This window comes from Oleiphilus sp. HI0043, assembly GCF_001634935.1.
The window spans coordinates 1-909 of sequence record NZ_LWEY01001416.1; the positions used below are offsets into that span (position 1 = coordinate 1).

General features: G+C 43.6%; 1 protein-coding gene. It reads left to right on the forward strand.

Annotated features, from left to right (window positions below):
- Positions 1-233: 233 nt before the first annotated feature.
- On the forward strand, positions 234-909 hold a 676-nt coding region (locus A3729_RS19675), incomplete at its 3' end, for a triacylglycerol lipase (RefSeq protein ID WP_068634197.1).

Here is a 909-nt window from a genome sequence, read left to right on the forward strand (position 1 = left end):
AATTCTTTATATGCGGTAAGAATTAGTAGTTCTGGTTTAGTGGTTCTGGTCTAGAAAAACTGAATGCGCATTATTTATAGTGCTAGAAGCTTTGGTTTAGAAAATAATTGGTTAAAAAATGTTCGTTTGTGATCTTGTAGAACCTTTTTTGATTGGTTTTTTGTCAAGCTAGTCTTAAGCGCTATTGAATAAAGCGACCCTGATTAATAAAAACAAATAATAGGCAAAACAATATGAAAGCTAAAAATAATAAATTTGGCCAAGCTAAAAGCTGGCTTTTACTCACGGCACTGATGGTCTTTAGTGCTCAAGCAAGTGCAATTTGTTGGTGGTGGCAGGATTGCGACGCCTACGAAACAAAATACCCTATCGTTCTAGTTCATGGTGTTTCGGGCTTTAGCGATATTTTAGGTATCGATTACTTTTATGGTGTTAAAAGTGCTCTTAAAGAACGTGGTGCCAAGGTTTATGCGCCGAATGTGACTGCATGGGATGATGCATACCAGCGTGGAGAAGACCTTATTGCAGCATTGGAAGATCTTCGTGCGGCGACGGGTGCGCAGAAATTCAACTTGATGGGCCACAGCTTGGGTGGGCCAACTGTACGCTATGCAGCGGGCGTAAGACCTGACTTGGTTGCTTCGGTAACGACTATCAATGCGGTGAACTTTGGTTCTGACTTCGCTGATGTTGCTCGCGGTATCGTTCCTGTTGGTGGTGGCCTTGAAGCATTGGTCGAAGGATCTCTTAATCTGCTTGGTAACGTAATTGATGCCTTGTCAGGCAACCCTGAGTATGCGCAGGATGCGAAGGCCTCAGTAACGTTCATGACATCGCCAGGCGCTAACCAGTTTAACGCTTTATTCCCGGATGGAAAGCCTAGCTCACGTTGTGGTGAAGGTGCATCTA